Genomic DNA, 26,966 nt, shown 5'->3' with positions numbered 1-26,966 from the left:
CGGGTCCAAGCATCGTGCCTGCGGGGGTGCGGCGCACCCCGAGTGCCGGGGATTGTCACGCTCGTCCGTACAACTCCGCCAGTCGTCCCGCGTCCTCGGCGAACCGCCGCCGCAGGGACTCGGGGGAGACCACCTCGGCCTCGGCGCCGAGCCCCGTGAGCTGGCTGTGCGCCACGTTCTCCGACTCCACCCGCAGGGTCAGCGTCACCCGGCCCCGCGCATCGGGCTCCCCGGCCGTCGCCAGCGCGTCCCGGGCGGCCACCGGATCCACGGTGTGCGGCAGCGCGCGCAGCCCGGCCTCCGACAGCCGTACGACGACCTCCGCGCGCAGGATCGAGCGCGCGAACCGTTCCGCCTGCTCGCCCCAGAACGCCGGCAGATCGAAGTCCTCGTCCCGGCTGAAACGATCCTTCAGATCCTCGATCCCGACAAACCGGTCGATACGGTACGTCCGGAAGGCCCCGGCCCCGCCCACCCGCGCGCACAGGTACCAGACCCCCGCCTTCAGCACGAGCCCGTACGGCTCCAGCTCCCGCTCGACCTCGCCCTCCCCGCGCCGGTAGCGCGCCCGCACACACCGGTCGTCCCACACCGCCTCCGCGAGCACCGCCAGCGCCCCCGGGGTCTCCGGCTCCCGGAACCACGCGGGCGCGTCCAGATGGAACCGCTGCGCCGCCGCCTTCGGGGCGTCCCGCAGCGAGGGCAGCAGCGCGGCGGACACCTTCAGCCGGGCCGCCGAGGCGGCGTCCTCCAGCCCCATCTCCCGCAGCGCCCCCGGCACCCCGCTCAGGAACAGCGCCTCCGCCTCACTGCGGGCCAGCCCGGTCAGGCCGGTGCGGTACCCGCCGACCAGCCGGTAGCCCCCGGCCCGGCCCCGTTCCGCGTACACCGGAACGCCGGCCTCCGACAGCGCCTGCGCGTCCCGGGTGACGGTCCGCTCGGACACCTCCAGCTCCCGCGCCAGCTCGGCGCCGGTCATGGCGGGGCGGGACTGGAGGAGCAGCACCATCTTGATGAGGCGGGCAGCGCGCATACGGTCATGATGCCGGTGCCCGCCCACCGGAAAGGGGCGTACGGCAGTCGCCGCACACCCCTTCCCTAAACCGTGACCTACTACAGGCCGTAGCGCTCGCGCGCCTCCTTCACCGCGGTGGCCTTGACCTCGCCGCGCCGGGCCAGCTGGGCCAGGGCCGCGACGACCACCGACTGGGCGTCCACACCGAAGTGGCGGCGGGCGCCCTCACGGGTGTCGGAGAGACCGAAGCCGTCCGCGCCCAGCGAGGACCAGTCCTGCTCGACCCACTGCGCGATCTGGTCCGGGACCTGACGCATGTAGTCGGAGACCGCGAGCACCGGGCCCTCGGCGCCGTGCAGCACCTGCCGGACGTACGGGATGCGCTCCTCGCCGCGCAGCAGCGCCGCGTCGGCCTCCAGCGCGTCCCGGCGCAGCTCGGACCAGGAGGTCGCGGACCACACGTCGGCGGCCACACCCCACTCCTCGGCGAGCAGCCGCTGCGCCTGGAGCGTCCAGTGGATCGCCGTACCGGAGCCCAGCAGCTGGATGCGCGGGGCGTTCGCCGCCGGGGACAGGCCCGCCGACTCCGCCGTGTTGAAGCGGTACAGGCCCTTGACGACACCCTCGTCGACACCGGGTCCGGTCGGCTTCGCGGGCTGCGGCAGCGGCTCGTTGTAGACCGTCAGGTAGTAGAAGACGTTCGGGTCCTCACCCGGGGCGGCCTCGCCGTACATCCGGCGCAGACCGTCCTTGACGATCACGGCGATCTCGTACGCGAACGCCGGGTCGTACGTCAGTGCGGCCGGGTTGGTCGCGGCGATGACCGGGGAGTGGCCGTCGGCGTGCTGGAGACCCTCGCCCGTCAGCGTCGTACGGCCCGCCGTGGCGCCGACCAGGAAGCCGCGGCCGAGCTGGTCGCCGAGCTGCCACATCTGGTCGGCGGTGCGCTGCCAGCCGAACATTGAGTAGAAGATGTAGAACGGGATCATCGCTTCGCCGTGCGTGGAGTACGCGGTGGACGCGGCGATGAAGTCGGCCATCGAACCGGCCTCGGTGATCCCCTCGTTGAGGATCTGGCCGTTCCTGGCCTCCTTGTAGTACATCAGCTGGTCGCGGTCGACCGGCTCGTACGTCTGGCCCTTGGGGGAGTAGATGCCCAGGGAGGGGAACAGGCTCTCCATGCCGAAGGTGCGCGCCTCGTCCGGGACGATCGGCACCCAGCGCTTCCCCGTCTCCTTGTCGCGGACCAGGTCCTTGATCAGGCGGACGAAGGCCATGGTGGTGGCCACGTTCTGCGAGCCGGAGCCCTTGTCGAAGGAGGCGAACGCCTTCTCCGCCGGGGCGGGCAGCGGGGCCAGCGGGTGCACCCGGCGGGCCGGGGCCGGGCCGCCGAGGGCCGCGCGGCGCTCCTGGAGGTAGCGGACCTCCGGGGAGTCGGCGCCGGGGTGGCCGTAGGGCACCACGCCGTCGGTGAAGTCGCTGTCCTTGATGGGCAGTTCGAGCAGATCCCGCATCGCCTTGAACTCGTCCACCGTCAGCTTCTTCATCTGGTGGTTGGCGTTCTTCGACGCGAAGCCCTCGCCGAGGGTGTGGCCCTTGACGGTCTGGGCCAGGATCACGGTCGGCGCGCCCTTGAACTCGACGGCGGCCTTGTAGGCGGCGTAGACCTTGCGCGCCTCGTGACCACCGCGGGAGAGGTGGAAACACTCCAGGATCTTGTCGTCGGACAGCAGTTTCGCCATCTCGACGAGCGCCGGGTCCTTGCCGAAGAAGTCCTGGCGGATGTATGCGGCGTCGCGGGTCTGGTACGTCTGCACCTGGGCGTCCGGCACCTCGCGGAGCCGGCGGACGAGCGCACCGGTGGTGTCGAGCCGGAACAGCTCGTCCCAGGCGTTGCCCCACAGCGTCTTGATCACGTTCCAGCCGGCGCCGCGGAACTGGGCCTCCAGCTCCTGCACGATCTTGAAGTTGGCGCGGACCGGGCCGTCGAGGCGCTGGAGGTTGCAGTTGATGACGAAGGTCAGGTTGTCCAGGCCCTCGCGGGAGGCGAGTGCGAGTGCCGCCGTCGACTCGGGCTCGTCCATCTCGCCGTCGCCGAGGAAGGCCCAGACGTGGGACGCGGAGACGTCCTTGATGCCGCGGTGGGTCAGATACCGGTTGAACCGGGCCTGGTAGATCGCCGACAGCGGGCCGAGGCCCATGGAGACGGTCGGGAACTCCCACAGCCAGGGCAGGCGGCGCGGGTGCGGGTAGGACGGCAGGCCGTTGCCGCCGGACTCGCGGCGGAAGTTGTCCAGGTGGGACTCGGTCAGCCGGCCGTCGAGGAAGGCGCGGGCGTAGATGCCGGGGGAGGCGTGGCCCTGGATGTAGAGCTGGTCGCCGGACCCGTCCGCCTCCTTGCCCTGGAAGAAGTGGTTGAAGCCGGTCTCGTACAGCCAGGCCGCGGAGGCGAAGGTGGCGATGTGGCCGCCGACGCCGTATTTCGATCCGCGCGTCACCATCGCGGCCGCGTTCCAGCGGTTCCACGCGGTGATCTTCCGCTCCGTCTCCTCGTCACCGGGCGCGGACGGCTCGGCGGCGGTGGGGATGGTGTTGACGTAGTCGGTCTCGAGGAGCTTCGGCAGCGTGATGCCGTTGCCCTCCGCCCTCTCCAGCGTGCGGCGCATCAGGTACGCGGCACGGTGCGGGCCGGCCGCCTTGGCGACCGCGTCCAGCGAGGCCTGCCATTCGGCGGTCTCCTCCGGGTCACGGTCCGGGAGCTGGTCGAGCTCGCTGGGCTGGATGGCGTTGGGGTCGGTCATGTCGCCGCCTTCCTCAGTCGAAGGGGGTTCCCTCATCGGTAAGGGTTCGGGGGTGCCCTAGGTCTTTGGCAGGACAGGGCTGGCGGACTCCGGTGGGAGTCCGTCGGCGACTCTAACTCCCTGATCGATGATCGATCAAAGGGTTGAAGGGAAAAACCTCTCGATTCCGAGAAAGTCGGCACGGGGTGTCTTTCGGACAGGCACCCGGTGCCGCTTATATCGGGCGTTTTCGCAGGTGGGGGCACACGCATGAGCGTGTGTACGCTCCACTGAACCCGCCCTAGGCGCGGGGAGCGCAGCCGAGGACATGCGCCTTCACCAGCTCGGCGATCCTCGGGTCCCGGCGCCGGAACGCCTGGACCAGCTCCTCGTGCTCCTCCGCGTACGACTGCTGCACCGTGCCCAGCCAGCGGATGGACAGCGCGGTGAACACCTCGATGCCGAGGCCCTCCCAGGTGTGCAGCAGCACCGAGTTGCCGGCGGCCCGGACCAGCTCGCGGTGGAAGCCGACGGTGTGGCGGACCTGGGCGGTGCCGTCGGCGTTGCGGTCGGCCTCGTAGAGCGCGGCGACGTGCGGCTCCAGCGCCGAGCAGTCCTCGGCCAGCCGCTGGGCCGCCAGCTCGGCGGCGATGGCCTCCAGACCGGCCCGCACCGGGTAGCTCTCCTCCAGGTCGGCCGCGGTCAGGTTGCGCACCCGGACGCCCTTGTTCGGCGCGGACTCGATCAGGCGCAGGCTCTCCAGCTCGCGCAGCGCCTCGCGCACCGGGGTCTGGCTGACCTCCAGCTCGGTGGCGATCCGCCGCTCCACGATCCGCTCGCCCGGCTTCCAGCGCCCGCTGACGATCCCCTCCACGATGTGCTCGCGGATCTGCTCGCGCAGCGAGTGGACGACGGGCGCGGTCATGAGTGCTCCTTAGACAGGGGCCGCCCTTGGGCCCCGGGGGCGTTGACGTTTAGACAATACGGCCGGTTCACGCCGCCGGTCAGGCGGGCGGGGGCGCTTTTACGCAGGTGAGACATGGCGCACATGATCGGGTCCGCCGTCGGGCCGGTACGGGATGAGGCCGGCCCGTGCTGCAAAAGCGGCGCCCCGCCCAGGAAACCCGGGCGGGGCGCCGTACTGCCTGATGCGGTGATCAGAGGCCGAGCTCGACCTCGAACTCGCCCGCCTCCAGGATCGACTTGACCGCGGTCAGGTAACGGGCCGCGTCGGCGCCGTCGACCAGGCGGTGGTCGTAGGACAGGGTCAGGTACGTCATGTCGCGGACGCCGATGACCGTGCCCTCCGCCGTCTCGATGACGGCCGGACGCTTCACCGTGGCACCGATGCCGAGGATCGCGACCTGGCCCGGCGGCACGATGATCGTGTCGAAGAGCGCACCGCGCGAACCGGTGTTGGAGATGGTGAAGGTCGCGCCGGACAGCTCGTCCGGGGTGATCTTGTTGCCGCGGACCTTGCCGGCCAGGTCGGCCGTGGCCTTGGCGATGCCCGCGATGTTGAGGTCGCCGGCGCCCTTGATGACCGGGGTCATCAGGCCCTTCTCCGAGTCCACCGCGATGCCGACGTTCTCGGAGTCGAAGTAGGTGATCGTGCCCTCGGCCTCGTTGATCTTGGCGTTGATGACCGGGTGGGCCTTCAGCGCCTGGGCCGCCGCCTTCACGAAGAACGGCATCGGGGAGAGCTTGACGCCCTCGCGCGCGGCGAAGGAGTCCTTGGCCTGGGCACGCAGCCGCATCAGACGGGTGACGTCGACCTCGACGACCGAGGACAGCTGCGCCTGCTCGTGCAGCGCCTTGACCATGTTGTCGCCGATGACCTTGCGGATGCGGGGCATCTTGACGGTCTGGCCGCGCAGGGGGGAGACCTCCAGCGCCGGGGCCTTCTTCGCGGCGGCAGGGCCTCCGGCAGTCACAGCCGCGGCCGGAGCCGGAGCGACGGCGGCCTTCGCGGCCTCGGCGGCGGCGAGGACGTCCTGCTTGCGGATACGACCGCCGACCCCGGTGCCCTTGACGGAGCCCAGGTCGACGCCGTTCTCGGCGGCGAGCTTGCGCACCAGCGGGGTGACGTACGCACCCTCGTCGGTGGGCTGGGCGGCGGCGGGCGCGGGAGCCACGGGCGCCGGGGCGACCGGGGCCGGGGCGACCGGCGCGGGGGCCGGAGCCGCGGGCTGGACCGGAGCCGGGGCGGCGGCGGCCGGGGCGGCCGGAGCAGCCGGGGCCGGAGCCGGGGCGGCGGGAGCGGCCGGGGCAGCGGCGGCGGGCGCCGGGGCCGGGGCGGCCGGGGCCGGAGCCGCGCCCGGGGCGCCGATGACGGCGAGCTTGGCGCCGACCTCGGCGGTCTCGTCCTCACCGACGACGATCTCCAGCAGGACGCCGGCGACCGGCGCCGGGATCTCGGTGTCGACCTTGTCCGTGGAGACCTCGAGCAGGGGCTCGTCCTCCGCGACCTCTTCGCCGACCTCCTTCAGCCAGCGGGTGACGGTGCCCTCGGTGACGGACTCACCGAGCGCGGGCAGGACCACGTCCGTGCCGGACGCGCCACCGGCCGCAGCGGGGGCGGGGGCCTCGGCGGCGGGGGCGGGGGCCGGGGCGGCCGGGGCCTCGGCCACGGGGGCCGGGGCCGGGGCCGGAGCCGCGGCGGGCTCGGCGGCCGGTGCCGGGGCGGCGGCCGGGGCGCCGGTGCCGTCGTCGATGATCGCCAGCTCGGCGCCCACCTCGACGGTCTCGTCCTCGGCGACCTTGATGGACGCCAGGATGCCCGCGGCGGGCGCGGGGATCTCGGTGTCGACCTTGTCGGTGGAGACCTCGAGCAGCGGCTCGTCGGCCTCTACGCGCTCACCCTCGGCCTTCAGCCAGCGGGTGACGGTGCCCTCGGTGACGCTCTCACCGAGCGCCGGAAGGGTTACGGAAACCGCCATGGTTTCGGTTGCTCCTTACGAGTTGCGGAAGTCTGTGTCGTCGCTTCGTCGACCGAGGGGTCAGTCGTGCGCGTGCAGCGGCTTGCCGGCCAGGGCCATGTGGGCCTCGCCGAGCGCCTCGTTCTGCGTCGGGTGGGCGTGGATGAGCTGGGCGACCTCGGAGGGCAGCGCTTCCCAGTTGTAGATCAGCTGGGCCTCGCCGACCTGCTCACCCATACGGTCGCCGACCATGTGGACGCCGACCACGGCGCCGTCCTTCACCTGGACGAGCTTGATCTCGCCCGTGGTGTTGAGGATCCGGCTCTTGCCGTTGCCGCCGAGCGGGAACTTGATGGCGACGACCTTGTCCGCGCCGTAGAGCTCCTTGGCCTTGGCCTCGGTGATGCCCACGGAGGCGACCTCCGGGTGGCAGTACGTCACCCGCGGGACACCGTCGTAGTCGATCGGGACGGTCTTCAGACCGGCCAGGCGCTCCGCCACCAGGATGCCCTCGGCGAAACCGACGTGCGCGAGCTGGAGGGTCGGGACCAGGTCGCCGACGGCGGAGATGGTGGGGATGTTCGTCCGCATGTATTCGTCGGCCAGGACATAGCCGCGGTCCATCGCGACGCCCTGCTCCTCGTAGCCGAGACCGGCGGAGACCGGGCCGCGGCCGACCGCGACCAGCAGGATCTCGGCCTCGAACTCCTTGCCGTCGGCCAGGGTGACCTTGACGCCGTCGGCGGTGTACTCGGCCTTCGAGAAGAAGGTGCCCAGGTTGAACTTGATGCCGCGCTTGCGGAACGCGCGCTCAAGAAGCTTGGAGCTGTTCTCGTCCTCGACCGGGACGAGGTGCTTGAGACCCTCGATGACGGTGACGTCCGCGCCGAAGGACTTCCACGCCGAGGCGAACTCGACGCCGATGACACCGCCGCCCAGGATGATCGCGGACTTCGGCACGCGGTCCAGGACGAGAGCGTGGTCGGAGGAGATGATCCGGTTGCCGTCGATCTCCAGGCCCGGCAGCGACTTCGGCACGGAGCCGGTCGCCAGCAGGATGTGACGGCCCTGGACGCGCTGCCCGTTCACGTCGACGGAGGTCGGGGAGGACAGACGGCCCTCACCCTCGATGTACGTCACCTTCCGGGAGGCGATGAGACCCTGGAGGCCCTTGTACAGGCCGGAGATCACGCCGTCCTTGTACTTGTGGACCCCGGCGACGTCGATGCCCTCGAAGGTGGCCTTGACGCCGAACTGCGCGCTCTCGCGAGCCTGGTCGGCGACCTCGCCCGCGTGCAGCAGGGCCTTGGTGGGGATGCAACCCCGGTGCAGGCAGGTGCCGCCGACCTTGTCCTTCTCGATCAGGGCGACGTCCAGGCCCAGCTGCGCCCCGCGCAGGGCCGCGGCGTAACCGCCACTACCACCGCCGAGGATCACTAGGTCGAAAACGGTGCTGGCGTCGTTCGCCACGTCACGTCCTCCATGCATGTGCGCCGTGCGCCGGTCGTCGCTGACCGCCGGCGGCTGGTGTCCGGCCGCTCTTTCTCCGGCCCTGTGGTGGGGGCCCTGTCCTGCCGAGCCCCATCCTCGCACTTGTCGGAGGCCGGTGAGACACGGGGCCGGGGTGTGAGACGTCCCACGTTCAGATGAGCGCCCCGAAGGGGCGCGGGGAACCGCGCGACCGGCCCCCACGCCCCTGTAGCCGCCATGCGACGGTATGACCCGAGTTGTCAGGCGGGCGTCAGCCCAGCTCACCCGCGGCGGTCAGCTCCGCGAGCCGCACCAGCGTCCGCACCGCGGTCCCGGTACCACCCTTCGGCGTGTACCCGAAGGGCCCGCCCTCGTTGAACGCGGGCCCGGCGATGTCCAGGTGCGCCCAGGTGATCCCCTCGCCCACGAACTCCCGCAGGAACAGCCCGGCGACCAGCCCGCCGCCCATCCGCTCACCCATGTTCGCGATGTCGGCGGTGGCGGAGTCCATGCCCTTGCGCAGGTGCTCCGGCAGCGGCATCGGCCAGGCCGGCTCGCCGACCTCCTCGGCGGCCTCGTACACCGTCGTGCGGAACGCGTCGTCGTTGGCCATCACGCCGAACGTCCGGCTGCCCAGCGCCAGCATCATCGCGCCGGTCAGCGTCGCCACGTCGACGATCGCGTCCGGCTTCTCCTGGGACGCCGCCCACAGCGCGTCCGCGAGGACCAGCCGGCCCTCCGCGTCGGTGTTCAGCACCTCCACGGTCTTGCCGCTGAACATGCGCAGCACGTCACCCGGGCGGGTGGCGGTGCCGGACGGCATGTTCTCGGCCAGCGCCAGCCAGCCGGTGACGTTGACCTCGAGGCCGAGCCGTGCGGCGGCGACCACGGCGGCGAAGACCGCCGCCGCACCGCTCATGTCGCACTTCATCGTCTCGTTGTGACCGGCCGGCTTCAGCGAGATGCCGCCCGAGTCGTAGGTGATGCCCTTGCCGACGAAGGCGAGGTGCTTGTCCGCCTTCGAGGAGGTGTACGACAGCTTGACCAGGCGCGGGGCCGCGGCGGAGCCGCCGCCGACGCCCAGGATGCCGCCGTAGCCGCCCTTGGCGAGGGCCTTCTCGTCGAGCACCTGGACCTTGATGCCGTGCTCCTTGGCCGCGGTCTGCGCCAGGGTGGCGAACGCCTCGGGGTCGAGGTCGTTCGGCGGCATGTTGATGAGGTCGCGGGCCCGGTTGAGCTCCTCGCCGACGGCGGTGGCACGGGCGAGCGCGGCCTTGTGGGCGGCGTCGCGCGGCTTCCCGCCGAGCAGGGCGGCCTCGGCGAGCGGCGCCTTGGCGTTCTTCGCCCTGGCGTCGGCGCCGTTCTGCTTGTAGGCGTCGAAGGAGTAGGCGCCCAGCACCACGCCCTCGGCGACCGCGCCGACGTCGCCGGCGTCCGTCAGGGGCAGGGCGAAGGCGGCCTTCTTGGAGCCGGTGAGGGCGCGGGCGGCCACGCCGGCCGCCCTGCGCAGCGCCTCGGCGTCGTAGGAGGCGTCCTTCTCGGGCTCCGCGCCCAGCCCCACCGCGAGCACGAGCGGAGCCTTGAAGCCGGCCGGGGCGGGCAGCTTCGTGACCTCGCCCTCGGCGCCGGTGGCACCGAGGGTTTCCAGCACGCCCGCGAGGCGGCCGTCGTAGGCCTGGTCGACGGGCTCGGAGCCCGGGGCAACGATCGGGCCCTTTACGCCCTTGGCGACACCGATCACGATCGCGTCGGCCCGAAGGCCGGGCGCCGCGGCGGTGCTGAGAGTGAGAGCAGTCACGGTGGTGAAATCTCGCTTCCGATGTGGAGTTGCTGTGGCCGGAACGGGTGGGTCGACCGGGCCCGGCAGCAGACCCTAGACGGTGTCTGATCTCGGCCGGAGGAGCGGTCGCATCCGGGGTGCGTCGCATCGGCGCGGCGAACCGGCGTGACGAACCCCGCAACGAGCCTACGCGTGCCTGCGCATTCGCTCATGCACGCGAGCGTTCACCTGTCTGTGGCGTCGTAGCCATTTCTGGATCCTCGCACTCCATGAGGTGGGTCACACTCGTCGGGTCCAGCGAGAGATCACTTCGCTGTTTCACACGATTTCCACGGATCCTTCGCCGTATCGGCACAGCCATGCCTGCTGCCCGCGCGAGGAGATCCATCTCTGGGGGAGGACACACCATGGCGCAGCGTGCGCGCATGTGGAGAAACGCCAAGAACGCCGCCGCCTTCATGGCGGCCGCGGGGCTGACGGCGCTGAGTCTGGGGGCGGCACCCGGCGCCGCCGCGGCAGGGGAGCCGCGGATCGACCTGAGGGTCCTGGTCGTGGACAACGGGGACACCCCCGTGCAGGCCATCACCGCCCAGCTGAAGAGCACCGGCATCCCGTACACCGTCGTCGACCTGAACTCCGCGAGCCGGCCGACGATCACCGCGGCCTTCCTGGCCGACACCGTGAACGGGACCCCGAGGGCGAGGTTCCAGGGCGTCGTACTGCCCAACGAGGCACCGTTCGGCGCCGGTTCGGCCGAGCAGACCGCGCTGGAGACGTACGAGAAGACGTACGGCATCCCGCAGGTCGACGCCTACACCTGGGCGCACCCCGAGGTCGGCCTGGAGTACGCGAACTACTCCGGCTCCCTCGACGGGCAGCAGGCGTCCGTGACCACGGCCGGCAGGTCCGGCTGGTTCGGCTACCTCGACGGCGGCTTCACCTTCGAGGACAACTCGCCCACGATCGGCGAGAGTTACGGCTACCTGGCGGCGCCCAGGGCCGGCTACACCAGCTATGTCGACGCACCGCTGCCGGGGGGCGGCGGGACCGGCAGCCTGGTCGGCGAGTACGCCCACGACGGACGCCGCGAGCTGGTCGTGACGTTCGCCTACAACGAGTACCAGCAGCAGTTCCGGCTGCTCGCCCGCGGCATCGTCGAGTGGCTCACCCAGGGTGTCCACCTGGGCCAGGCCCGCAACTACTTCGCCGTCCACGTCGACGACGTGTTCGCGCCCGACGCCCGCTGGGACGCCGCGCGCAACTGCACGCCCGGCGACATCGACTGCGTCGGCGGCGGGGACGACGACGGCACCCCGATCCGGATGACGGCCGCCGACGCGGCCTACGCCGCCCAGTGGCAGCAGGAACACGGCTTCACCATGGACATGGTGTACAACGCCGGCGCCGGGGAGGAGTGGAAGACCGAGAACGGCGGCACCGACGCCATGGCCGACCGGCTCCTCGCCGACAAGGCCAAGTACCGCTGGATCAACCACACCTACACCCACCCGTTCCTCGGCTGTGTCCAGGACACCTCCACCGTGCCGTGGAGCTGCGCGAAGAACGCCGACGGCTCGACGCAGTACATGAGCCGCGCCGACATCTCCGCGCAGATCCGCGACAACAACGACTGGGCGGCGGCCAAGGGCCTGCCGATCGACCGCACCGAGCTGGTCACCGGCGAGCACTCGGGCCTCAGGACGCTGCCGCAGCAGCCGGACGACAACCCGAACCTGGCCCGCGCCCTCTCCGACAACGGCGTCAAGTGGATCGCCTCGGACAACTCGCGCGAGCCCGCGCAGCGCGCGGTGGGCAACGCGCTGACCGTGCCGCGGTACCCGATGAACGTGTACTACAACACGGGCACCAAGGCCGAGATGGCCGACGAGTACAACTGGATCTACACCGCGAAGGCGAACGGCGGCAGCGGTGTCTGCGAGGGCAACGCCTCCTCCACCTGCCTCTCCCAGCCCCTGGACACGGCCACCGGCTACGACGACTACATCGTCCCGCAGGAGGCCCGCACCGACCTGGGCCACGCCATCAGCAACGACCCCCGGCCGCACTACGCCCACCAGTCCAACCTGGCCGAGGACCGTCTCCTCTACCCGGTCATGGACAAGGTCCTCGCCGACTACAAGGCCCTGTTCGCCGACAACACCCCCCTGGAGAACCTCCGCCAGAGCGCCATCGGCACCGAACTCCAGCGCCGCGCCGCCTGGCAGGCCGCCGTCGCCGCCAACAAGGTGACCGCGTACCGCATCGGCAACACGGTGACGATCACCGCGCCGAACGGCACCCAGATCCCGGTCACGGTGCCCGAGGGCACGAAGAAGCAGCAGCTCCTCGTCACCACCGCGTTCGGCACCCCGTACGCCGGCCGCCGCTCGGACTGGACGGTCGTGAGCGGCCTCCAGAGCGCGGTCACGCTGAAGCTGCCGTAACCACCAACGCCCCCAAGGGGGCGCGGGGAACTGCGCGACCAGCCACAGCAGACCAGCACCCGGCATCCGGTCCGCAGTTCCCCTCTCCACATCCGCGAAAAACAGGGGGGAAGCGGCGCAGCCATGCGCACAGGCCGAAGCGTCACCATGCTCACCGAAGGCACCTACCCGCTCGTCCACGGCGGGGTCAGCACCTGGTGCGACCAACTGGTCAAGGGCATGCCGGAGGTGGACTTCCACGTCGTCTCGCTCTCCGGCAGCGGCCGCGAACCCGTGACCTGGGAGCTGCCGCCCAACGTCCGCCGCCACAGCTCCGTGCCGACCTGGGGCCCGCGCCCCGGCCGCGACCGGCCGCCGTACGGCAGGGACCTGCGCCGCTTCGGCGACGCCCACGAACGTCTGCTGCTGTCGATCCTCGACCCCGAGTCACCCTGCGACTTCGGCGAGAGCCTCTACGAACTGGCCGCACTCGCCCGCGAGGGCCGGCTGTCGGCGGCCCTGCGCACCGAGACCGCGCTGCGCTCCCTGCTGGCGACATGGACGATGCCGCATCTGCCCACCGCGGCCGCCGCCCCCACCGTGCACGACGCGCTCACCGCCATCGACCTGCTGGAACACGCCCTGCGCCCGCTGGGCTTCCGGGTCCCCGGCGACTCGGTCGCGCACGCCGTCAGCAGCGGCCTCGCCACCCTGCCCGCCCTCGCCGCCCGCCACTTCGACGGCGTCCCGTTCCTCCTCACCGAGCACGGCATCTATCTGCGCGAGCGCTACCTCGGCAGCCGCCGCGAGGCACGGCGCTGGCCGGTGAAGGCCTTCATGCTCGGCTTCCACCGCGCCCTGAACTCCCTCGGCTACCGCGCGGCGGACCTCATCACGCCCTGCAACCAGTACAACCGCCGCTGGGAGGAGCGCGGCGGCGCCGATCCCCGGAAGATCCGCACGGTCTACAACGGCGTCGACCCGCACGCCTTCCCGCACGCCGGACCCGAGCCCGACACGCCCACCCTGGCCTGGTGCGGCCGCATCGACCCCATCAAGGACCTGGAGACCCTGCTGCGCGCCTACGCCGTCGTCCGCGCCGAACTCCCCGACACCCGCCTGAGGTTGTTCGGCCCGGTGGCCCCCGGCTGCGCGGAGTACGCGACCCGGCTGGAGAAGCTCGCCGCCGAACTCGGCGTCACCGACGGCCTCACCTTCGAGGGCCGCGTCACCGACGTCTCGCGCGCCTACGCCGCCGGCCATGTCGTGATGCTGTCCTCGATCTCCGAGGGCTTCCCGTTCTCCCTCATCGAGGCCATGTCCTGCGGCCGTACGACGGTGTCGACGGACGTCGGCGGAGTGCGCGAGGCCGTCGGCGACACCGGTCTGGTCGTCCCGCCGCGCGAGCCGGAGAAGCTGGCCGCCGCCGCCCTGACCCTCCTCAAGGACGACGAACGGCGCCTGAGACTAGGCGAGTTGTCCCGACAACGGGTCATCGACCGGTTCACGCTCCGGCGTTCGGTCGACAACTTCCGCACGATCTACCAGGAACTCGCGGGCCTGGACGTCTACGAGCCCACGGTCGAGACGGTCACCGACTGGACCGAGGAACTGCGCGACCCGTGGTACCGGGCCGTGGCGACGGACGGGACGGGCTGGTGAACCGCGGGACCACCGGCCGGGAGACGGCCGCACGGCCTCTCGTCCCTCAGCAGCGCACCGCGCGGACCCCCTCCTGGGCCGCCCCCGACCCCCTCGACCGACTCGCGGCACAGCTCGGCGACTTCGCGGCCGCCGCCGTCCACCCGGACGAGATAGCCGCTGTGCTGGAGTCCGACGGCCTCTCCGACGACCAGATCCGCGAACGCTACGGTGTGCGCAACTCCTTCGCACTCGCCGAGGAGCTCTACGCCCGCGTCCCGCGCCGCCACCCGGAACCCGACGCACCGCCGCACGACCCCTGGCGGGCCGACCTGCGCGCCTGCCTCCTGCGCGGGCTCGCCTTCGCCCTGCCCGGCCTCGCGTACGTCCTCGGCGCCCCGCTGCTCACCGGCCCGCCCGGCGCCCTCGGCCTGCCGCCGGGGACGGTCCCGCTGCTGGCCGGCGCGCTGTTCGGCTGGACCTGGAACCAGGGCCTGTCCCACCGGGCGTACGCCTGGCTGGGGCTGGGCGACCGCCCGGCCGCCCGGCGCTGCCTCCTCGTCGGGGCCCCGCTGGGCGCCCTGCTCGGCGCGCTGACCGCGCTGGCGTTCGCCGGGCCCGCCGACGGGGCGGCCGTGGCCTTCGCCGCCGGCCAGTCCTGCTACCTCGGCGCCTCCACCACCCTGCTCGTCCTCGGCCGCGAACGGGCCCTGCTGGCCGCCCTGGCCCCGCTCACGGCGGGCGCCCTCCTGGCCCTGGCCCGCCCCGTCCCGGACCCACTCGGCCTGACCGTCCTGGTGGGCTCACTGGCCGCGGTGATGCTGCTCGGACTGCTCTCGGTCGCGCCCTCCCTGCGCAAGCCGGCCCCCGCGTCCGACGCCCCCGCAGCGGCAGCCTCCCTGCCGTACGCCCTGTTCGGCCTCGGCAGCGGCGCCCTCGTCCTGTACGCGGCCCTCGGCGACGTCCTGGCGGGGCAGGAGCACAGCGCGCTCGCCGCCCCCTCCGCCGTGGCGCTCACCCTCAGCATGGGCCCCGCCGAATGGCTGCTGTACCGCTTCCGCAGCGGCAGTCTGGCCGGACTGCGCACCACGGGCACCCCGCACGCCTTCCGGCGGGCGACCCTGCGCACCGGCGTCGAGTGCCTCGCCGCCTACCTGCTGGTCCTCCTGGCCCTCGGGCTGAGCGCCACCGCCCTGTGGCCGGACACCCCCGGCCTGACCGCCGTACGCCTCGCGGACCTGCTCCTGCTGGGCGTGGTGCTGTGGACCGGGCTGCTGCTCCAGTCCTTCGGCGCGGTCCGCGGCACGGCCGCCGTCTGCTGCGCCGCCGCCCTCGCCCAGACCCTCGCTCTGCTCACCCACCTCGCCGACCCGCACGGGGTGGCCCTTACGGTGTACGCAACGGCGGCCGCCGTCCAGGCGCTGCTGGTCCGCACACTCCTGGGAAGAGCGACGGCCCACCGATGAACACGCGATCCCTCCTCGCGACCGCGTCCCTGCTCCTGCTGCTCACCGGCTGCACGACGGGCTCCGACGGCAACGACGGCAACGACGGCAAGGGCGACACGGGCGACAGGACGGCGGCCGGCGGGACGGCCGCGGGGAAGCGCTGGCAGCCCCGGCCCGGCACCGACTGGCAGTGGCAGCTCAGCGGCACACTGGACACCTCCGTGGACGTCCCGGTGTACGACATCGACGGCTTCGACCACTCCGAGGAGACCGTCGCCGCACTGCACCGGGACGGCCGCAAGGTCATCTGCTACCTGTCCACCGGCGCCTGGGAGGACTGGCGCCCGGACGCCGACGACTTCCCGAGGTCGGTGATCGGCAAGGGCAACGGCTGGAAGGGCGAGCGCTGGCTCGACATCCGCGCCGTCGACGTCCTCGAACCCCTGATGGCGGCGCGCCTCGACATGTGCCGGGACAAGGGCTTCGACGCGGTCGAGCCGGACAACATGGACGGCTACAAGAACACCACCGGCTTCCCGCTGAAGCCGGCCGACCAGCTCCGCTACAACCGGCTGCTCGCCCGCCTCGCCCACGAACGGGGCATGTCCGTCGGCCTGAAGAACGACCTCGACCAGATCCCCGCACTCGTCGACGACTTCGACTTCGCGGTCAACGAGCAGTGCGCGCAGTACGACGAGTGCGCGGACCTGACACCGTTCATCGAGGCGGACAAGGCGGTCTTCCACGTCGAGTACGAACTCCCGACCAGCGACTTCTGCGCCGAGTCCCGGCGACTGGAACTGAGTTCGCTGCTGAAGAAGTACGAGCTGGGGGTGTGGCGCGAGGCCTGCTAGTGCCGCGGCAGGCAACGTTCGCCCCGTCGCGCAAACATTGCCTGCCGCGGCACTAGCCGCCCAGGGTCAGGGCCACCAGGGCCGTCGTCGCCGCTGTTTCCGCCACGCCGCCGAACACGTCTCCCGTCACTCCGCCGAAGCGGCGGGTGCAGTGGCGCAGGAGGAGTTCGGCGGTGGCCAGTGCGGCCAGCAGGGCGAGCGGGGTGCGGGCGGCGTCGTCGGGGCTCGCCAGGGCGCCGCAGGCTGCCGCGGCGGCCGTGAGGGCGGCTGTCAGCGCGAGGGCGGCCGCTACCGGGACCACGCCCGCCACCGCCGCACCGAGGCCCTCCGGCCGGGCCGGTGGGACACCTGCCCGGGCCGCCAGGGTGAGGGCGAGGCGGGCCGCCACCGCCGAGACGACGGCCGCGACCGCACCCCGCGCCCACGAGTCGTCGTACAGCCGCGCCAGCGCCGCCACCTGCGCCAGCAGCACGAACACCAGCGTGAGCACCCCGAACGGCCCGATGTCCGACTGCTTCATGATCCGCAGCGCGTCCTCGGCGGGCTTGCCGCTGCCCAGACCGTCCGCCGTGTCGGCGAGCCCGTCGAGATGCAGACCGCGCGTGAGCACGGCGGGTACGGCGGCGGAGCCGACGGCGGCGAGCAGCGGGCCCGCGCCGAGGAGGAGCAGCAGCAGACCGAGGCCCGCCGCGCCGACCCCGACGACCAGCCCGACCACGGGCGCGCACAGCATGCCGCCGCGCGCCGCCTCCCGGTCCCAGCGGCTCACCCGAACCGGGAGCACGCTGAGGGTGCCGAAGGCGAAGCGGAGGCCGTGCAGCGGTGGCGGGGTCATGGACACGGCGGCAGACTAGCCCGGACGCCGTTCCCACGAGGCAGCCCACCCCGCCGCCCGCGACACTGGGGACATGGGCGAATGGCTGCAACGCAACATCGTCGAGCCGGGGAAACTCCCCCTGCTCCTCGCCCTGACCGCCTTCGTCCTGACCTTCCTGATCACCCGGATGATCACCCGCCTGATCCGGGCGGGCAAAGGCCCCTTCGGCAACGTCAGCTCCGGCGGGGTGCACATCCACCATGTCGTCCCCGGGGTCGTCCTGATCGTCGCGGGCGGCTTCGGCGCGGTGGCGAGCGGGGTGCGCGGCTTCGGCTCCGGGGTCTTCGCGGTGGTCTTCGGCATCGGGGCGGGGCTCGTCCTCGACGAGTTCGCGCTGATCCTGCACCTCGACGACGTGTACTGGACGGAGGCGGGACGCAAGAGCGTGGAGGCGGTGGTGCTGACGGCCGCGCTCGGGGGGCTGCTGCTGGTGGGGTCGGCGCCGTTCGGGGTCAACGACATGAGCGATGACGAGCTTCAGGACCGGGGGACCGTGCTGGTGACCGTCGCCGTGAACGTCCTGCTGTCGCTGACCGTGCTGTTCAAGGGCAAGATCAAGATGGCCGTGTTCAGCGTGTTCATCCCGTTCGTCGGGCTGGTCGGCCTGGTGCGGCTGGCCCGGCCCGGTTCGCCCTGGGCGCGGCGGTTCTACCGGCGACGGCCGCGGGCCCGGGCGCGGGCGCTGCTGCGGGCGTACCGGCATGACCGGCGGTGGGTGGGGCCGGGGCGGGTACTGGGGGACTGGCTCGGCGGGAAGACGGATGCGGAGCTGTCGCGCAAGGGCGCCTAACGGGGGTGGGTGTGCCTGCAGTCCGGCGGCTGCGGGTGTGTTGTGGCCGGTCGCGCGGTTCCCCGCGTCCCCGAGGCCGGACGCCTTGCCGCGCGCAGGAGGGCGACCGCCGCTATCGCCGCCAAGTGCTCTTTGCCGGCCAGGTTGTTCTTCACAAGGACCTCCACGACCATCGCCAGAACCACCGCACCCGCCGTGACGTACGCCCGACAGCGCCAGCCCAGGTACACCGCCAGGCCCACCACCGCCGCCGACGGGCCGGTGTCGACCACCACGGCGTCGGAGGCGGGAAGCCAGCCGAGGGCGATGCCGGCGCGGGCGTACAGCGTGCCGGCGAGGGTGGCGGTGTAGGCCACGGCCAGGGTGCGGCGGCGGCCCAGGCAGATCTCCGCGAGGCCGAAGACCAGCAGGAGCTGGGCGAGCGCACCCCAGACCGGCAGGTCGAGGGCGGGGACGAAGAGGGAGAGCGGGGTGCGCAGGAGGGCGAGCCACAGGGGGTCCGCGGCCCGGACCGCGCCCAGGTCCTGCACCGGCCGGTAGCCCCAGGACCGGTTCTGCACGAGTTGGAGGACCGACGTCAGACACACCGCCGCGAGCGTCATCGCCACCGCCCGCCACCGCCGCCGCACCAGGGGCCCGCGCACGGCCGCGGACAACGGTCCCCACTCGGCGCGGGCCCACCGGGCGACCCGAAGCCTCACCGACGGGTCCCCTTCATCGATGCGTCTCCAGATGCCTGCGATGCAGCCACTTCGGCAGCCCCGGAGCTTCCAGGAATCCCTCGGCCCGCGCCGACGCCAGGGCGATGCGGGGCAGGTCCGCGCTCTTCTCGAAGAGGAGGAACCTGGGCTCCCAGATGGGCCGGTACTTGGCGTTGGCGCGGTACAGGGACTCGATCTGCCACCAGCGGGAGAAGAAGCTCAGCAGGGAGCGCCACAGCCTCAGCACCGGCCCGGCGCCAAGACGCGCGCCCCGGGCGAAGACCGAGCGGAACATGGCGAAGTTGAGCGAGACCTGGGTGACCCGGATCTCCCGGGCGCGCCGGAGGAGTTCGATCACCATGAACTCCATGAGGCCGTTGTCGGAGTCCCGGTCGCGCCGCATCAGGTCGAGGGAGAGCCCCTGCGGGCCCCAGGGCACGAAGGAGAGCAGGGCGCGGAGGTCGCCGTGCGCGTCCCTGCACTCCAGCATCACGCAGCGGCCGTCCTCCGGGTCCCCGAGCCGCCCGAGCGCCATGCTGAACCCGCGCTCGGTGGCCCCGTCCCGCCAGTCGTCGGCGCGGCGCAGGAGGTACGCCAGCTCGTCGGCCGGGATGTCCTCGTGGCGCCGTACCCGCACCGTGTACCCGGCCCGGTGGACCCGGTTGTACGCCTGCCGGACCGTCCGCATGGCCCGGCCCTCCAGCGTGAAGTCGGCGACCTCGACGATCGCCTCGTCGCCGAGTTCGAGGGCGTCCAGCCCGTGCCGGGCGTACACCGTCCCGGCCTCCTCGCCCGCCCCCATCACCGCCGGGATCCACCCGTGCGCCCGCGCCTCGGCGAGCCACGGCTCGATCGCCCCCGGCCAGGCCTCCGGGTCCCCGAGCGGATCCCCCGAGGCCAGGGACACCCCGCCGACCACCCGGTAGGCGACGGCCGCCTTCCCGGTCGGCGACCAGCGCACGCTCTTCTCCCGGCGCAGCGCGAAGTACCCGAGCGAGTCCCGCTCGCCGTGCCGGTCGAGCAGCTCCCGCAGCCGCTTCTCGTCGTCCTCGGTGAGCGGGTCCACGGCCCGCCGGGAGCGGAAGGCCGCGTACAGGACCGCGAGGACGAGGGCCGTGCTCAGCATGTTGACGGTGACGTCGACCCAGTTCGGCGGGGCGATGCCGGGGGAGCGGAAGTCGGTGATCGAGACCAGCCGGAGCGCCCCGTACCGCCAGCGCTCGGCGAACGTGGAGTGCCCGTGGGCCTGGTTGGTCGCCGTCACCAGCAGGGCCGCGAGCAGCGACGACACGAGCAGCCCGCCGGCGCCGACGGTCGCGGCGAGCTTGGGGTTGGCCCGGTCACCCTTGGCGTAGAACTCCCGCCGCCCGAGCACCAGCGTGCCCACGAAGGCGGCGGTCAGGGTCAGCGACACCCAGTTCTGCGGGTGGCGCCGGATCTCCGGGAACACCATGGCGAAGGCGAGCAGCGCGAGGAACGCCCCGCCGAGCCCGAGGTTGAGGATCCACGCGGCGCGCTTGCGGCGCCGCATGGTGATCGCCAGGAACGCCGTGAACACACCGGAGGCGAAGCCGGCGGTCAGCAGATACGGCGTGAACAGGTCCTCCTGGTTGTGCCGCCGTACGTCCTGCCCCAGGGAAACCCACACCGCGCTGAGGAAGTTGACGAAGGCGACGGCACGCAGATACCAGACGGCGAAGACGGCGGCGACCCGGGCGTTTCCCATGAGCGGTGATCATATGGGTGCACTTCCGGGAAACCGCTCTTTTGTTGCCGCCTGTCCCTTTCAGTCCTCTTCTTTCTCCTTGTCCTGGCCCTCCTCGGAGGATGCGGGCTTCTCGGGCAGCTCCGCCGCCAGCACGGCGGCCGCCTGCACCAGCGGCAGCGCCAGCAGCGCCCCCGCGCCCTCCCCGACCTTCACGCCCTGGTCGAGCAGCGGCTCCAGCGCCATCCGGTCCAGCGCCTTCGCCTGCCCCGGCTCACCGCTCTTGTTCGCCGCCAGCCACCAGTCCGGCGCCCGGAACGCGATCCGCTGCCCCACGAGCGCGCACGCGGCCGCCACGACCCCGTCCAGCACGACCGGCAACTTCCGCACGGCGCACTGGAGCAGAAAGCCCGTCATCGCGGCGAGGTCGGCCCCGCCCACCGTCGCCAGCAGCTGCAACTGCTCCCCGAGCACCGGCCGCGCCCGCCGCAGCGCGTCCCGGATGGCCGCGCACTTGCGCATCCACGCCAGGTCGTCGATGCCCTCGCCGCCCCGTCCGGTCACCACGGAGGCGTCGGTCCCGCACAGCGCGGCGACCAGCACCCCGGCCGCCGTGGTCCCGCCCACGCTCACATCGCCGAGGACGACCAGGTCCGTACCGGAGTCGGCCTCCTCGTCCGCGACCGCCACACCGGCCCGGAAGGCCGCCTCGGCCTCCTCGACCGTCAGGGCGTCCTCGATGTCGATCCGGCCGCTGCCGCGCCGCACCCGGTGCCGCACGACGTCCTCCGGGAACGCGTCCGGCTCGCAGTCCAGCGCCATGTCCACGACCCGCACGGGCACGTCGAGGCGCCGGGCGAGCACCGAGACCGGGCGGCCGCCCTCCAGGATCTCCCGCACCAGCTCCGCGGCGGTGCCGGCCGGCCGGGTCGAGACCTCGAGCTCGGCGACGCCGTGGTCGCCGGCGAACAGCACCACCCGCGGCCGTACGACCGGCCGCACGGGCACCGAACCCTGCGCCGCCGCCAGCCACTCACCGAGGTCGTCCAGGCGCCCCAGCGATCCGGGCGGCACGATCTGGCGTTCCCGGCGGGCCTCCGCGTCGCGGCGCACGCCGCCGTCGGGGCGCTCGATCAGATCGGTGAAGTCGTCGAGATTAAGCGAGCTCATTCGCCGAACAGTACCGGCACCGGGCGACCGGTTCGGCGGCACAGGGGCACCCCAGGGGCGCGACGTCTTTGCACCCAAGATCGGTATCCCATACGTTCCGTTTTGCTGCGGAATGTCGTAGCGCTCGCGTCTGCCCTTCCCCCGGAGCCGCTCATGCCCTCCCGGCCCAGGCCCATCCACGATCCGCGCCGCGACGACTGCCCGTGGTGCGGCTCGAAACGCCTGCGCACCCGACTGCGCTCCCCGGACCTGCGCCACCGCAGACCGGGCACCTTCGTCGTCGACGAGTGCCGGGACTGCGCCCACGCCTTCCAGAACCCGCGCCTGACCCCCGAGGGACTGACGCTCTACGACGGCCCGCGCGACCGGCGCCACAGCCCTCGGCACCTGCGGGCGACGGCCCGCGCGATGCTGCCGTTCCCGGAGCCGGAGAGCTGGCTGGACGTGGGCACGGGGGACGCGCACTTCCCCTCGGCGGCCAAGGCGCTGTTCGCCTACACGGCGTTCGACGGGGTGGACGTGACCCCGCGCGTGCAGCGGGCCCGGGCGGCGGGCCGCCTGGACGAGGCCCACCTGGGCCCTCTCACCGCCCCCGACGTCCTCTCCCGCCTGCGCGGGCGCTACGACGTCGTCAGCATGCTCCACCACCTGGAACACACCCGGGAACCCCGCGAGGAACTCACCGCCGCGCTCACCGCCCTGCGCCCCGGCGGCCACCTCCTCCTCGAACTCCCGGACCCCGCCAGCGCGTCCGCGACCGTCCTCGGCAAGTGGTGGCACCCCCACGACCAGCCCCGCCACCTCCACCTGATCCCCCTGGCCAACCTGCTGCCGGAACTCGAGTCCCGGGGCTGCGAGATCGTCGTCACCGACCGCAGGACCCCGCACACCCCGCACGACCTCTCGACGGCGGCCTCTCTCTACCTGAACCGCACCCGCCTGCACCGGGCCGCGGGACCCGTGACCGTCGTCGCCGCCCTCCTGGACCACGCCCTGGCCCCGGCCCTGCGCCGCACCCGTTTCTCCAACGCGTACCGGGTGATCGCGCGGAAGGCCGAGTGACCGACCACGGGCCGTCGTCGAAAGCCGCCGCGGCTGCGGGCAGTCGTGCCGCCGGGGCGGCACGGGTGGAGGCAGCGGCACCCCGCCGGCGAGGGCAAGCGAGACCCACCCCCGCCCAGCCTCACCCATCCGCGCCGCTCACCCCCGCAGCACCACCGCCTGTCCCGCCACCACCAGCACCACCTCCTCGCACTCGGCCGCCACCGCCGCGTTCAACCGCCCCAGTTCGTCCCGGTACCGCCGCCCGGACGCGGTCGCCGGCACGATCCCCGACCCCACCTCGTTCGACACCAGCACCACCGTCCGCCGAGCCCCCCGCACCGCCCCCGCCAACTCCGCGACCCGCCCCCGCAGGGCCCGCTCACCGCCGTCCGCCCACACCGCGTCGTCCCACGCCCCCACCGAGTCCATGGCATCCGTCAGCCACAGCGACAGACAGTCGATCAGCACCGGCGCCCCCTCCTCCGTCAGCAACGGCACCAGATCGCACGTCTCCGCCGTCCGCCACGACCCCGGCCGCCGCTCCCGATGCGTCGCCACCCGCGCCGCCCACTCGGTGTCCCCGCCCCGCGTCCCCCCGGTCGCGACGTAGAGCACATCGGGGAACGACTCCAGCCGCCGCTCCGCCTCCACCGACTTCCCCGACCGCGCCCCGCCCAGCACCAGCGTCCGCCGCGGCACGTCCGGCACGTCCTCGTACACCCCCGCCACCAGCGTCGTCCCGTCCGGCACCGCCCGCGCCCCGGCCGCCGCCAGCCGTCGCGTCAACTCCGCGCCCGGCGGCACGTCATGGTCCAGATGTACGGCGATGACGTCCGTCGTCGGCCCGACCGCGCCCACCGCCCGCAGCTTCGCCAGCGCGTCCGGCCGCCCCACGAGATCGGCGAGGACCAGGTCGTACCGTTCGGCGGGCTCCGCCCCCTCCTCCAGACCGGCCGGCGCACCCCCCGGCGGCAGATACAGCAGCCGCTGCCCGTCCGGACCGGTCAGCGCGTAGCCGGTGCCGGGCGCGTCCATCGCCACCGCCCGCACCCGATGCCCCGTCAGCAGCGCCAGCTCCCGCCCGTCCGGCACCCGCCCCGGCTGCGGCAGCCCGGCCGGCACCTCCACCGGCGGCCCGTCGTGCGGATGCGACAGCAGCACCTGCCGTACACCGCCCAGCGAATGCCCCACCCGGGCCGCCGCGAAGGCCGCACCCGGCGTGAGATCGAGCAGCAGCGCCCCGTCCACGAGCAACGCGGTCGCCGCCCGCGCGTGCGGGCCCAGCGATGTCGCGCACGCCGCGCAGGGGCAGTCGGGGCGGGGCAGTCCCGCGGGGGCACCGGTTCCGAGCAGAGTCACTTCCACACAGCGTATTTTCGCGTCTCTGACCTGGTCTTGCGCATCCGACTAGGCTGCTCGGCAGGAGCCGGACCAAGATCCGGCTCCTGCTCTGCACGTGGTCATATCAGGGAGGCGTACATGGCGGCATGGACGTGGCGGTTCGAGAAGGCCGACGGGACGGAGGTCCAGCCTGCGGTGGAGCCGGAGGAGTTCACCACCCAGGGGGACGCCGAGTCCTGGATCGGGGAACAGTGGAAGGCCCTCCTCGAAGGCGGCGCGGACCAGGTGCGGCTCTTCGAGGACTCCACCGAGATCTACGGCCCCATGAGCCTGCACGCGAACGAGGCCTAGCCCCGCGACCGTGGGAAGGGGCGGCCCCAGGCCCGGCACGGCCGCCCCTTCGCACCGCCTCACTGCTCACCCAGCGTCACCTGGGCCGTCTTCTCCTTGCCGTTGTGGGTGTACGTCACCGTGGTCCGGTCACCCGGCTTCCGCTCGGCCAGCGCCTCCGTCAGCGAGGTGATGGTGGTGACGTCCGTGTCGCCGAGCCGGACGATGACGTCCCCCGGCCGGATGCCCGCCTTGTCGGCCGCGCCCCCGTCCTTCACCTCCACCACGACCACCCCGGCGGGCTGGAAGTCCGCGTCCACGAAGGTGCGTCCGGTGATGCCGAGGGCCGCCCGGCCCGAGTCGGTCACCCGGCCGCTCCGCACGATCTGGTCGGCGATCGTGCGCACGGTCGACGCGGGGATCGCGAACCCGATGCCGGGCGCCGCGCCGCCGCCGAGTTCGGGATCGGTCGCGGCGAGCGTCGGGATGCCGATGACCTGCCCGTCCAGACCGACCAGCGCGCCCCCGCTGTTGCCCGGGTTGATCGCCGCCGAGGTCTGCACCATGTTGGCGAGGGTCGCCCCCGTACCGCCGTCGTCGCTGCCCTCGCTGACGGTCCGTCCGGTCGCCGAGACGATGCCCTCCGTCACGCTGGACGACAGCCCCAGCGGTGAACCCATCGCCAGCACGACCTGCCCGACCTGCACCTTCGAGGAGTTCCCGAACGACGCCGCCCGCAGCCCGGCCGGCACGGTGTCCAGCTTGACCACGGCGAGATCCTGCTCCGGGTACGAGGAGACGAGGGTCGCCGCCAGCGGCTTCTTGCTGTTGGCGGTGGTCACCCGGAACGTCCGTCCGTCCCCGACGACGTGCGCGTTGGTGACGATGTGCCCCCTGCCGTCGTAGACGACCCCCGAGCCGAGCCCGCTCCCGGTCTCGATCTGTACCACCGACGGCAGCACGTCCTTGATCACCCGCTGGAAGCCGCTCTGCAGATCCTCCGCGGCCTGCCCGGGCGGCCGCACGGCGGCCTGCGCGGCCTGTTCCGTGGTGGCCTCCGGAGTCCGCGAGTCGGCCGGCGCCCCGAGCCCGGAACACCCGGCACAGCACACGAGCAGGGCGAATCCCAGAGCACGGAAACGGGCAGAGTCCATGCCTCGAGTCTCATGGCGGCGGTCGCAACGGGCCCGGTGGAGTCACCCGAACGAGCGAAGCCGACGCCGACCGCAGCACGCCGAGGGGCGCGGGGAACCGCGCGACCCGGCCCCCACCGGCCCGCAGCCTTACTACAGCGCTCCCCGAACCCCACACAGATGCAGCAACGCCGCCACCCCCCGATAGGGATCCGTCCGCCCCGCCCGCTCCTCGACGGCGAGCAGCGTCTCCACGTCCTCGGGCACCGCGGTCCCGTCCGCCGCCGTGTCGGTGAACACCCGCACCCCGTACCAGGCCTGCAACGGCGCCCCGATCCCGGCCAGCGCGTCGGTCAGGGTCGCCAGCCGGTCGGCGCGCACGTCCAGACCGAGCCGATTGGTATAGGCCACCGTGTCGAAGGCGGCCAGCGCGCCCGCCCAGTCGCCGCTCAGCCCCGGCCGCATGGCCAGCGCGTCCGCGTTGCGCACCAGCAGCGACAGCAGCCCGCCCGGGGCCAGCATCCGCCCCAGCCCGGCCAGCAGGGCGTCCGGCTCCTCGACGTACATCAGCACGCCGTGGCACAGCACCACGTCGAAGCTGCCCGGCAGGAAGTGCACACCGGTGTCCCGGCCGTCGCCCTCGATGATCCGCATCCGCTCCCGGATGCCCTCCGGCTCCCCGGCGAGCGACTCACGGGCCGCCGCGGCCATCGTCGCGTCCTGCTCCAGACCGGTCACCTGATGCCCGAGGCGGGCCAGCCGCAGCGCCTGCGTGCCCTGCCCCATGCCCACGTCGAGCACCCGCAGCCGCTGCCCGACCGGATAACGCCCCGTGATCTGCTCGTCGAGCTGCCGGGCCACCAGCTCCTGCCGTACGACATCACGCAGCCCACCCAGCCTGCTCAGCCAGGCCTCGGCCGCTCCCCCGGAGAAAGCCGTCGTGCTCAGGGCCGCTCTCCGCGCTTGACCTGCGGCTTGGGCAGCCGGAGCCGGCGCATCTGCAGGGAGCGCATCAGGGCGTAGGCGACCGCGCCCCGCTTGTTCTGGTCGGGGAACCGCGCGTGCAGCGCCTTGCGCAGCCGGAAGACGGTGACGATCGAGTCGAGCACGATCAGCACGATCACGACCAGCCACAGCAGCAGCGCGACGGTCTGCAGCGAGGCCACCCGGACCAGGCTCAGCACCAGGATCGCCACGGCCATGGGCAGGAAGAACTCCGCCACGTTGAACCGCGAGTCGATGAAGTCGCGCGCGAACTTGCGGACCGGGCCCTTGTCCCGGGCCGGGAGGTACCGCTCGTCGCCGCCCGCCAGCGCCTGGCGCTGACGCTCCAGCTGGGTGCGGCGCTCGTCGCGCTGCCGCTTGGCGGCCTCCTTGCGCGTCGTCGGGGTGTTGGCGACGCTGCGGCGCTGGGACTGGGCCTCACTGCGCTTGGGCGTCGGCCGGCCCTTGGGGGCCTGGGGGTCTCGGGGTTGCTTGGAGTCGGTCACCGCCGCCTTGTCGGCGGGGGCCTTCTCTTCCTTGGCGCGGCTACGGAACACAAAAC

The 26,966-nt window shown here is 72.7% G+C and carries 21 protein-coding genes; 7 read left to right on the top strand and 14 right to left on the bottom strand.

Translation table 11 applies throughout. The features are described 5' to 3' along the window. Positions 1-55: 55 nt before the first annotated feature. The 6 genes from AQJ64_RS06690 to AQJ64_RS06665 form a co-directional block, all read right to left on the bottom strand. Positions 56-1,033, bottom strand: a complete 978-nt coding sequence (locus tag AQJ64_RS06690) for a helix-turn-helix transcriptional regulator (RefSeq protein ID WP_059202477.1) — start codon at positions 1,031-1,033, stop codon at positions 56-58. Positions 1,034-1,113: 80 nt separating this feature from the next. Next, entirely contained in the window at positions 1,114-3,816 is a 2,703-nt protein-coding gene (gene aceE / locus AQJ64_RS06685; protein WP_059202476.1) for a pyruvate dehydrogenase (acetyl-transferring), homodimeric type, read from the bottom strand. 280 nt (positions 3,817-4,096) lie between these two features. Then, positions 4,097-4,720 carry a GntR family transcriptional regulator gene (locus tag AQJ64_RS06680; protein WP_055632373.1) on the bottom strand — a complete coding sequence of 208 codons (624 nt, stop codon included), beginning with the start codon at positions 4,718-4,720 and terminating at the stop codon, positions 4,097-4,099. Between the two features lie 232 nt (positions 4,721-4,952). After that, on the bottom strand, positions 4,953-6,734 hold the full coding sequence (sucB, locus tag AQJ64_RS06675) for a 2-oxoglutarate dehydrogenase, E2 component, dihydrolipoamide succinyltransferase (RefSeq protein ID WP_059202475.1): 1,782 nt from the start codon (positions 6,732-6,734) through the stop codon (positions 4,953-4,955). A gap of 60 nt (positions 6,735-6,794) precedes the next feature. Then, entirely contained in the window at positions 6,795-8,183 is a 1,389-nt protein-coding gene (gene lpdA, locus AQJ64_RS06670; RefSeq protein ID WP_055636438.1) for a dihydrolipoyl dehydrogenase, read from the bottom strand. Between the two features lie 271 nt (positions 8,184-8,454). Further along, positions 8,455-9,981, bottom strand: coding sequence for a leucyl aminopeptidase (locus AQJ64_RS06665; RefSeq protein ID WP_055636437.1), 1,527 nt, complete (start codon positions 9,979-9,981; stop codon positions 8,455-8,457). A 389-nt stretch (positions 9,982-10,370) separates the two neighbouring features. Between AQJ64_RS06665 and AQJ64_RS06660 the strand changes: the two genes are divergently transcribed. The 4 genes from AQJ64_RS06660 to AQJ64_RS06645 all read left to right on the top strand — a co-directional run bounded on the left by AQJ64_RS06660 (position 10,371) and on the right by AQJ64_RS06645 (position 16,329). Then, complete coding sequence (locus AQJ64_RS06660) at positions 10,371-12,407, top strand: hypothetical protein (protein ID WP_055636436.1); 2,037 nt, start codon at positions 10,371-10,373, stop codon at positions 12,405-12,407. 123 nt (positions 12,408-12,530) lie between these two features. Next, positions 12,531-14,048 carry a GT4 family glycosyltransferase PelF gene (pelF, locus tag AQJ64_RS06655; protein ID WP_055636435.1) on the top strand — a complete coding sequence of 506 codons (1,518 nt, stop codon included), beginning with the start codon at positions 12,531-12,533 and terminating at the stop codon, positions 14,046-14,048. Beyond that, positions 14,045-15,493 (top strand): hypothetical protein, encoded by a 1,449-nt coding sequence (locus AQJ64_RS06650; protein ID WP_240512794.1) that lies wholly within the window; start codon positions 14,045-14,047, stop codon positions 15,491-15,493. The genes pelF and AQJ64_RS06650 overlap by 4 nt, the downstream gene beginning before the upstream one ends. Next, positions 15,490-16,329, top strand: coding sequence for an endo alpha-1,4 polygalactosaminidase (locus AQJ64_RS06645; protein WP_055636434.1), 840 nt, complete (start codon positions 15,490-15,492; stop codon positions 16,327-16,329). The genes AQJ64_RS06650 and AQJ64_RS06645 overlap by 4 nt, the downstream gene beginning before the upstream one ends. 52 nt (positions 16,330-16,381) lie before the next feature. Here AQJ64_RS06645 and AQJ64_RS06640 read toward each other — a convergent pair whose 3' ends face one another. Further along, positions 16,382-17,164 carry an adenosylcobinamide-GDP ribazoletransferase gene (locus AQJ64_RS06640; RefSeq protein ID WP_055636433.1) on the bottom strand — a complete coding sequence of 261 codons (783 nt, stop codon included), beginning with the start codon at positions 17,162-17,164 and terminating at the stop codon, positions 16,382-16,384. Positions 17,165-17,237: 73 nt separating this feature from the next. On the opposite strand from AQJ64_RS06640, the gene AQJ64_RS06635 reads away from it, so the two are divergent. Beyond that, a complete protein-coding gene (locus AQJ64_RS06635) occupies positions 17,238-17,996 on the top strand; it encodes a hypothetical protein (RefSeq protein ID WP_059202474.1) in 759 nt (252 codons plus the stop codon). Here AQJ64_RS06635 and AQJ64_RS50020 read toward each other — a convergent pair. The 3 genes from AQJ64_RS50020 to cobT are packed head-to-tail and all read right to left on the bottom strand — an operon-like array spanning position 17,993 to position 21,572. After that, entirely contained in the window at positions 17,993-18,697 is a 705-nt protein-coding gene (locus AQJ64_RS50020) for a hypothetical protein (protein WP_059202473.1), read from the bottom strand. The genes AQJ64_RS06635 and AQJ64_RS50020 overlap by 4 nt on opposite strands. A gap of 13 nt (positions 18,698-18,710) precedes the next feature. Next, on the bottom strand, positions 18,711-20,423 hold the full coding sequence (locus tag AQJ64_RS06625; protein WP_055638041.1) for a phosphatidylglycerol lysyltransferase domain-containing protein: 1,713 nt from the start codon (positions 20,421-20,423) through the stop codon (positions 18,711-18,713). A gap of 60 nt (positions 20,424-20,483) precedes the next feature. After that, the gene (cobT, locus tag AQJ64_RS06620; RefSeq protein ID WP_055638042.1) at positions 20,484-21,572 is read right to left on the bottom strand and encodes a nicotinate-nucleotide--dimethylbenzimidazole phosphoribosyltransferase; all 1,089 of its coding nucleotides are present in this window, start codon (positions 21,570-21,572) and stop codon (positions 20,484-20,486) included. Positions 21,573-21,725: 153 nt separating this feature from the next. Between cobT and AQJ64_RS06615 the strand changes: the two genes are divergently transcribed. After that, positions 21,726-22,634 carry a class I SAM-dependent methyltransferase gene (locus AQJ64_RS06615; RefSeq protein ID WP_059202472.1) on the top strand — a complete coding sequence of 303 codons (909 nt, stop codon included), beginning with the start codon at positions 21,726-21,728 and terminating at the stop codon, positions 22,632-22,634. Positions 22,635-22,772: 138 nt separating this feature from the next. Here the strand turns inward: AQJ64_RS06615 and AQJ64_RS06610 are convergent, their stop codons facing one another. Beyond that, positions 22,773-23,981, bottom strand: a complete 1,209-nt coding sequence (locus AQJ64_RS06610; RefSeq protein WP_059202471.1) for a bifunctional adenosylcobinamide kinase/adenosylcobinamide-phosphate guanylyltransferase — start codon at positions 23,979-23,981, stop codon at positions 22,773-22,775. Between the two features lie 114 nt (positions 23,982-24,095). On the opposite strand from AQJ64_RS06610, the gene AQJ64_RS06605 reads away from it, so the two are divergent. After that, complete coding sequence (locus AQJ64_RS06605) at positions 24,096-24,308, top strand: hypothetical protein (protein ID WP_055633266.1); 213 nt, start codon at positions 24,096-24,098, stop codon at positions 24,306-24,308. Between the two features lie 59 nt (positions 24,309-24,367). On the opposite strand, the gene AQJ64_RS06600 is transcribed toward AQJ64_RS06605, so the two are convergent. From AQJ64_RS06600 to AQJ64_RS06590, 3 genes are all read right to left on the bottom strand, one after another. Continuing rightward, positions 24,368-25,441 (bottom strand): S1C family serine protease, encoded by a 1,074-nt coding sequence (locus AQJ64_RS06600; RefSeq protein ID WP_055633265.1) that lies wholly within the window; start codon positions 25,439-25,441, stop codon positions 24,368-24,370. A 132-nt stretch (positions 25,442-25,573) separates the two neighbouring features. Then, positions 25,574-26,281, bottom strand: a complete 708-nt coding sequence (locus tag AQJ64_RS06595; RefSeq protein WP_055633264.1) for a methyltransferase domain-containing protein — start codon at positions 26,279-26,281, stop codon at positions 25,574-25,576. A gap of 83 nt (positions 26,282-26,364) precedes the next feature. After that, positions 26,365-26,961, bottom strand: a complete 597-nt coding sequence (locus tag AQJ64_RS06590; protein WP_055633263.1) for a DUF3043 domain-containing protein — start codon at positions 26,959-26,961, stop codon at positions 26,365-26,367. Positions 26,962-26,966: the final 5 nt, after the last annotated feature.

It is taken from the genome of Streptomyces griseoruber (genome assembly GCF_001514205.1).
Classification (GTDB): Bacteria; Actinomycetota; Actinomycetes; order Streptomycetales; family Streptomycetaceae; genus Streptomyces; species Streptomyces griseoruber.
The sequence above is the reverse complement of the archived record's forward strand: the minus strand, read 5'-3'. Positions and strand labels throughout refer to the sequence as shown.

Excerpts from the sequence above, each read along its gene's own strand:
- AQJ64_RS06625 (WP_055638041.1), bottom strand. The coding sequence starts at position 20,423 with ATGGGAAACGCCCGGGTCGCCGCCGTCTTCGCCGTCTGGTATCTGCGT.
- AQJ64_RS06690 (WP_059202477.1), bottom strand. The coding sequence starts at position 1,033 with ATGCGCGCTGCCCGCCTCATCAAGATGGTGCTGCTCCTCCAGTCCCGC.
- AQJ64_RS06680 (WP_055632373.1), bottom strand. The coding sequence starts at position 4,720 with ATGACCGCGCCCGTCGTCCACTCGCTGCGCGAGCAGATCCGCGAGCAC.
- AQJ64_RS06635 (WP_059202474.1), top strand. The coding sequence starts at position 17,238 with ATGGGCGAATGGCTGCAACGCAACATCGTCGAGCCGGGGAAACTCCCC.
- pelF (WP_055636435.1), top strand. The coding sequence starts at position 12,531 with ATGCGCACAGGCCGAAGCGTCACCATGCTCACCGAAGGCACCTACCCG.
- aceE (WP_059202476.1), bottom strand. The coding sequence starts at position 3,816 with ATGACCGACCCCAACGCCATCCAGCCCAGCGAGCTCGACCAGCTCCCG.
- AQJ64_RS06640 (WP_055636433.1), bottom strand. The coding sequence starts at position 17,164 with ATGACCCCGCCACCGCTGCACGGCCTCCGCTTCGCCTTCGGCACCCTC.
- AQJ64_RS06615 (WP_059202472.1), top strand. The coding sequence starts at position 21,726 with ATGCCCTCCCGGCCCAGGCCCATCCACGATCCGCGCCGCGACGACTGC.
- AQJ64_RS06645 (WP_055636434.1), top strand. The coding sequence starts at position 15,490 with ATGAACACGCGATCCCTCCTCGCGACCGCGTCCCTGCTCCTGCTGCTC.
- AQJ64_RS06605 (WP_055633266.1), top strand. The coding sequence starts at position 24,096 with ATGGCGGCATGGACGTGGCGGTTCGAGAAGGCCGACGGGACGGAGGTC.
- AQJ64_RS06660 (WP_055636436.1), top strand. The coding sequence starts at position 10,371 with ATGGCGCAGCGTGCGCGCATGTGGAGAAACGCCAAGAACGCCGCCGCC.
- AQJ64_RS06600 (WP_055633265.1), bottom strand. The coding sequence starts at position 25,441 with ATGGACTCTGCCCGTTTCCGTGCTCTGGGATTCGCCCTGCTCGTGTGC.
- sucB (WP_059202475.1), bottom strand. The coding sequence starts at position 6,734 with ATGGCGGTTTCCGTAACCCTTCCGGCGCTCGGTGAGAGCGTCACCGAG.
- cobT (WP_055638042.1), bottom strand. The coding sequence starts at position 21,572 with ATGAGCTCGCTTAATCTCGACGACTTCACCGATCTGATCGAGCGCCCC.